Origin of the sequence: Terrabacter sp. 2TAF16 (assembly GCF_052115065.1) — a bacterium.
GTDB lineage: Bacteria > Actinomycetota > Actinomycetes > Actinomycetales > Dermatophilaceae > Terrabacter.
In genome coordinates this window covers 360,710-366,709 of the sequence record NZ_JBFRFZ010000003.1, presented here as the reverse complement: position 1 = coordinate 366,709, position 6,000 = coordinate 360,710, and the positions used below count along the sequence as shown (strand labels likewise).

Here is a 6,000-nt window from a genome sequence, read left to right as displayed (position 1 = left end):
CCGATCGCCGCGGCGATCGCTGGGAAGGTCAGGCCCTGACCGAAGAGCACTTCGATCTGAGCACGTTCGGACAACGACAGACGAGGACCAGGCATGGAGGCCATCCTTGGGGTAGCCCTCGTTGCAACAGACCCTTGAACCCAAGCGGTCGAGAGGCCAGAGCTCGTCGCGAGCTCTGGCCTCTCGACGTTCTCGCACCCGCACGACGTGGCCTCTCGACGGTGTGAGGGAGGGGTATGCCGTCCGGGCGGCCCACGCTGGGAGATGGGCGCGCGCTCGGGTCCCAGCGGTGCCGCATACGGTGTCGGGATGAGCAAGGTAGCCCTCGTCACCGGCGCGTCCTCCGGCATCGGCGAGTCCATCGCCATCCACCTCGTCGAGTCCGGGTGGACGGTGTATGCCGTCGCCCGCCGCGTCGAGCGCATGGCCGCGCTCGAGTCGCGCGGCATCATCGCCTTCGCCATGGACGTCACCGACGACGCGTCGATGGTCGCGGGGGTCGACCGCATCATCACCGAGCAGGGGCAGATCGACGCCCTCGTCAACAACGCCGGCTACGGCTCGTACGGACCGGTCGAGCACGTACCGATCGAGGAGGCGCGGCGGCAGTTCGAGGTCAACGTCTTCGGGCTCGCCCGCCTCACCCAGCTCGTCACGCCGCACATGCGCACGCGGCGTCGCGGCCGGATCGTCAACATCTCCAGCATCGGCGGCAAGATCTACGAGCCACTCGGCGCGTGGTACCACGCCACGAAGTTCGCGGTCGAGGGCTTCAGCGACAGCCTGCGCATCGAGCTCGCCCCCTTCGGCATCGACGTCGTCATCGTCGAGCCGGGCCCGATCATCTCGGAGTGGAACACCATCGCCCGCGAGAGCATGGTCGAGCGGTCGATCGGCACCGTCTACGAGGACATCGGCCGCCGGATGGCCGTGATGTTCGAGCGCGTCGACACCCCGCGGATGAGCTCCGGGCCCGAGGCGGTCGCCGAGAAGGTGCTCAAGGCGCTGGAGGCCGCGAACCCCGCGGCGCGCTACCCCGCCGGACGCGGCGCGCGCGCCATGCCACGAACCGGTACCGGTTCGTGGCCCTTCGACTGTCGGGTGGGTCAGGCGGTGGCCTGAGCCGTGGGGTGCCAACCGCTGCGCGCCATCGACAGCAGACGCTCGAGCAGCCGCCAGTCCTCCTCGACCGGCGGGGGGCCGCCCCGCTGCCCCGCCCGGCCGGGGCGCCCCGGCCCCGTGGTCCCCTCGGGGTCCGCACCGGCCGGTCCGGCCGGGAGCGACACCGCGACGTGGAGGCGGACGACGGCGTCGACCAACGCCGCCAGCGGGTCGTCGTCGGCCTGCCGCGCGCCGTCCAGGAGGCGGCCGAAGACCTCGCGGACCCCGGGTCCGGGCGCGCAGCCGAGCTCGTCCGCGAGCAGCCGCCGGCACTCGTCGTAGGCGCGCAGGCCCTCCGCGTAGCGACCGCGCTGCTCACAGCACTCGAGGATGACGCGCCACGCAGCCTCGTCGTAGGGGTCGGCGGCGAGCGCCTCTCTCGCCCAGCGGTGGGCACGGTCGAGGTCTCCCGCGTCGAGGGCCACCCCTGCCGCCTCGGAGAGGGCCCTCAGCAGCTCGTCGTCGAGCTCCTCACGCGCCTGCTCGATCCAGTCGAGGTGCTCGTCCGGCAGGAGCAGGCCACTGAGGCCGCGGGCTCCCCCGAGGGCGTCGAGGGCGTCGAGGACGTCGAAGGCACCGACCCAGCCGCGCACGGCGGCCGGCCCCGAGCAGGCGCGCGCCCGAGCGGCCAGTCGCCGGAAGCGGTGGACGTCGACGTCGACGAAGGCCGGGTCGAGAAGGTAGCCGCCCGGCTCCGTGCGCACGGCGCTGCCGAGCCCCGGCGCCAGGGCGTCGAGCCGCTTGCGCACCAGGCTGACGTAGCCCTCGAGGGTGCTCAGGGCGCCCGCCGGTGGGGCGTCGTCCCACAGCAACCGCACGAGACTTGCCTTGCAGACGGCCTGGTCGGGCCGCAGCAGCAGCGCGACGAGGATCTGGCGCGGTTTCGCCCCGCCGAGCTGGCGCGGTCCGATCGACCGGTCGCCGACCGACACCCGCAGGCTCCGACACAGTGTGACCTCGGCTCGCACGGGTCCCTCAACCCCTGCTCGCGCCCCCAGGCTCGAGTTCGTCATGTCAACCCCTCCCTTGACTCCTCCATGGTCGGGCGAGGAGACGGTCTGCGGGCTCCACCACGTGCGGGGAGGTCGGACCCGAAGATTGGGGGTGAGCAGTCGGCTCACTTCACGAACACGACGGCGTTCATCTGCTAGCCCATGCCCGAGCTCGTGAGGCTCTCCGAACGAACGACGTCGAACCACCCCGCCTGACTCGACGCCACTCCGACCACGGTGACGGCCAGCACGGCGGCCACCGCGAGTCGGCCCAGGTGCTCGGGCCGGAGGCGGCGGACGGCGCCGACCGGGACGCGGCGCAGCAGGACGACGACGAGGACGAGGGCCACGAGCTCCAGGGCGCCGGCAGCGATGTCGGGGAGCCCGACGGCCTCGGGGACGCCGGGGTCGGGACCGACCGGCAGACCCCAGGTGCGCGACCACGCCCACACGACGAGTGGACCGGCCGAGAGCGCGGCCACGAGGAGCAGGAGGCCACGAGCGGGCGCGGGCCCCCGGAGCACGAGGAACGCCGCGACGGCCTGGGCGACCGCCAGCGCGACGAAGAACCAGGCCGCGGCCACCCACTCCTCGAAGTGCTCCGGCACGACCGCCAGGTGGATGAGCGCACCACCGACGAGGGCCAGGGCCAGGAGCAGCCGCCGCTCACCGCAGGCGTCCAGGGACCGACTACGGGCGCGCGCCGACCGGACGGAGTCCAGTCGGCCGCCGTGGAACATCGTCACCCACGCGACGGCTCCGAGGTTGGTGACGAGCAGGAGCACGGCTCCGAGGCCGGTGGCGCGCAGCTGCAGCCACCACGTGTCCTGCCGCAGCCGCTCGATGCAGTCCGCCCGGCAGTCGCCCCGCATCGAGGCCATCACCTCGAGCTGGCCCGACTGGAGGTGGAAGTCGTACGCGGCCCCGACCGCCATCTCGACGGCGCCGACGAGCGTGGCGGTCACGACGACGAGCCCCGCGGTCAGCAGGAGCGGCGCCCGTCCCCGGTCGTCGTGTCGCCGGTCCGACAGGTGCACGGCGAGCGCGAGCGCGGCGAGGACGGCGCACACGTAGACGGGGACGAGGACGGTGGACTCGTGCCACCAGGTCGTGAACGGGCCCTGCCCGCGACCGACGGCGCCGACCGCACCGCGCATCGAGGTCACCCAGAAGCCGTCCGCGTAGGCCAGCACCACCGCGAGGGGCAGCACCGTCGCCCAGGGGACGGCGCGTCGGCGCCCCGGGACCGTGGGTGGGGCCGCGACGGTCGAGGAGGTGGTCATGGCAGTGCCTTCCTTCCTAGTGGTGGACCACGGCGTAGGCCGTGTCGTGGCCGTCCATGCGGAGGCCACGACACGGCATACGCTCCCTACGGCGTGATCTCCCAGCCGAACATCATCGCGTGGTCCTCGTGCGCGAGGTTGTGGCAGTGCGCGACGTAGGGACCCACGAAGTCCCGGAATCCCCGGTAGACGATGACGGACTCGCCCGGGTCGAGGGCCGTCAGGTCCTCGCGCGAGACGTCGTCGGGGTGACCCGCGCTGCCCTTCGTCGCGTCCTTGCCGTTGCGCATGACGACGCGGTGCTCCTCCATGTGCAGGTGGAACGGGTGCACCCAGCCGCCGCCGCCGTTGCGGATCTCCCAGAGGTTGAAGCTGCCGCGCTTCTGCTGCGCGAGCGGGGTCTTGCCGGCGGGGTTCTTCAGGCTCGTGCCGACGTGCGTCGGGTCGAACGGCTGGCCGTTGATGAGCCACTCGACGTCGGCGGACGAGCTCCCGCGCTCGACCTCGAAGACCAGGCGGTTGTCGAGCATGCTCTGCCAGTTGCCCGGCAGCGGCGGCAGCGACCGCAGCAGCTGACCCGGCTGCGGGATGAGGCTGTCGTCCGGAGCGTCGTCGCCGATGACGAACTTCAGCACCGGCACCTTGTAGTTCGGGTCCGGTGAGAACCGGGACGAGTTGGACCACATGCGACCGTTCGGCATCTTCATGACGTTCGTGAGGTAGACGACGTCGCCCTTCGTCGTCGGCGTCCCGTCCTGGTAGCGGGTGAAGTCGACGATGACCTCGCGGCGCTTGGCCGGCCACAGCTCGAACGAGTCGCGCTTGATCGCGAACGGCAGCAGGCCGCCGTCCGAGGCGATCTGGGTGAACTGCATGCACTGCTGGCCGTCGGGGATGCGGTACTGCCCCTCGAGCTCGTCGCCGCCGTAGCCCAGGGACGCGGATGACTTCGGCCCCGTCGTCGACGCCATCAGCTTGAACTCGTAGATGCGGGCGATCGAGGCGTCGAGGAAGCGGAAGCGGTACTTCCGGCGTCGCACGACCATCGTCGGGTAGGCGGTGCCGTTGACGGTGAAGATGTCGCCGACGAAGCCGTGGTTGGGGAAGTGCTTGTAGAACGTCTTGCCCCACCACTCCGGGTGCGTCGCAGGGTTCTTCGCTGCCGGGAACTCCCCCATCCCGTCGTGGACGTCCTGGTGCGTGGTCACCCCGTCGTCGAGGCGGCAGTCGTAGAACGCGAGCGGGACGTCGTAGTCGACGTCGAAGGAGCCGTCCGGGTTGTCCCGGCGGACGCCGGGCAGCCTGAGCCCCTGGCGCTCGTCTCCCATGTCCGTACCGTTCTTGGGGTCGTAGATCGGGTAGAGGCCGACCATGCCCTTGTAGACGTTCGACCCGGTGTGGTCCATGCGGTGGTCGTGGAACCAGAAGAAGCTCTGCTTCTCGCGGTCGTCCCCTCCCGCCGGCCAGTTGAGGTAGAGGTTGTCGCAGAAGGTCTGGGGTCCGTAGCCGGTCGACTTGGGGCCGTAGGTCATGCAGTAGTGCGGGTTGCCGTCGCTCTCGGGCGCCGTGTGGCCGTTGTGCAGGTGGGTGAGGAACGACCAGTCCGGGGACCCGAAGTCCTGCCGGTCGAGGCCGAGCGGGTTCTCGTCGAGGTGGTTCTCGAAGCGGACGAGGACGGGCTTGCCGTACTCCGCGTTGATCCTCGGTCCGGGGAAGGTGCCGTTGAAGCCGTAGATCGTGCTCATCGGCAGCCAGCGCTTCGTGCCGGCGGCATACGTGGCGCCGTAGGCGTCGAACGACGCCGTCGGCTTGCCGTTCGAGTCGATCGGCAGCACCTGGGAGGTCGTGAACGAGTGGGTGCGCAGGAGCAGGTCGATCTTGTAGACGATCGGGTCGGGATAGCCGAGCGCGGAGGGCCAGATCTGGTGCCGCTCGCTCCCGAACGAGTTCTGCTGTCCCACACCGGGACCGGGAGGCTTTGCCCAACGGCTGAAGGTCGACACCGGCACGGGCGCCAGGGCCTTCGGTATCGGGAGCGGGTCGGAGAAGGGCGAGAGGATCAGCGGGCTCGTCGGGAAGGCCTCGACGTAGAAGAGCAGGTCGCCGAGTGTCGTCGACGAGGCTGCGAAGGCGCCATCGGGCGACAGCAGACCCTGCTGCGCCAGGACGGGACCACCGAATCCGCGGGCGGCGACGAGCGCGGCTCCGAGTCCTCCGGCGGCCCCGAGCCGGAGGACGGTGCGTCGGTAGACCCCGCCGGGCTCGAGCTCACGCGGGTCTTGGGGTTCCGAAGGTGTGGAGGTGTTCATGCCTGCTCCTCAGGTGGTGGACGGCGAGCCCCGTGGTGCGTGCTGCTCCCGGTGCCCGACGTCCCGGTCGAACTGTGCTGCTGCAGTGGGTCCCTCGACCAGCGGGGGATATCCACGCCCATGGTGGGCGGACCTGCTCGGGAGAACCTCGGGGTCCGTCGGGAGTACCGGTCGGGGCGCGGGCGGCGCTCGCGGGACGAACCGGACCCTTCGGATTCGTGGGACAGCGCCCGGCGACGTGGCCGATACTGAAAG

The 6,000-nt window shown here is 71.0% G+C and carries 5 protein-coding genes; 1 reads left to right on the top strand and 4 read right to left on the bottom strand.

Features of this window, described 5'->3' with window-relative positions:
• Nucleotides 1-95, bottom strand: a 95-nt coding sequence (locus AB4Z14_RS05565) for a helix-turn-helix domain-containing protein (RefSeq protein WP_442274335.1), incomplete at its 3' end; no start/stop codon positions are given.
• Between the two features lie 214 nt (nucleotides 96-309).
• Between AB4Z14_RS05565 and AB4Z14_RS05560 the strand changes: the two genes are divergently transcribed.
• The gene (locus tag AB4Z14_RS05560) at nucleotides 310-1,122 is read left to right on the top strand and encodes an oxidoreductase (RefSeq protein ID WP_442274330.1); all 813 of its coding nucleotides are present in this window, start codon (nucleotides 310-312) and stop codon (nucleotides 1,120-1,122) included.
• Here AB4Z14_RS05560 and AB4Z14_RS05555 read toward each other — a convergent pair.
• From AB4Z14_RS05555 to AB4Z14_RS05545, 3 genes are all read right to left on the bottom strand, one after another.
• Nucleotides 1,107-2,093 (bottom strand): AfsR/SARP family transcriptional regulator, encoded by a 987-nt coding sequence (locus AB4Z14_RS05555; protein WP_442274329.1) that lies wholly within the window; start codon nucleotides 2,091-2,093, stop codon nucleotides 1,107-1,109. The two genes, AB4Z14_RS05560 and AB4Z14_RS05555, sit on opposite strands and share 16 nt — an antisense overlap.
• A gap of 215 nt (nucleotides 2,094-2,308) precedes the next feature.
• Nucleotides 2,309-3,436 carry a hypothetical protein gene (locus AB4Z14_RS05550; protein WP_442274328.1) on the bottom strand — a complete coding sequence of 376 codons (1,128 nt, stop codon included), beginning with the start codon at nucleotides 3,434-3,436 and terminating at the stop codon, nucleotides 2,309-2,311.
• A gap of 86 nt (nucleotides 3,437-3,522) precedes the next feature.
• Nucleotides 3,523-5,745, bottom strand: coding sequence for a multicopper oxidase family protein (locus AB4Z14_RS05545; protein ID WP_442274327.1), 2,223 nt, complete (start codon nucleotides 5,743-5,745; stop codon nucleotides 3,523-3,525).
• Nucleotides 5,746-6,000: the final 255 nt, after the last annotated feature.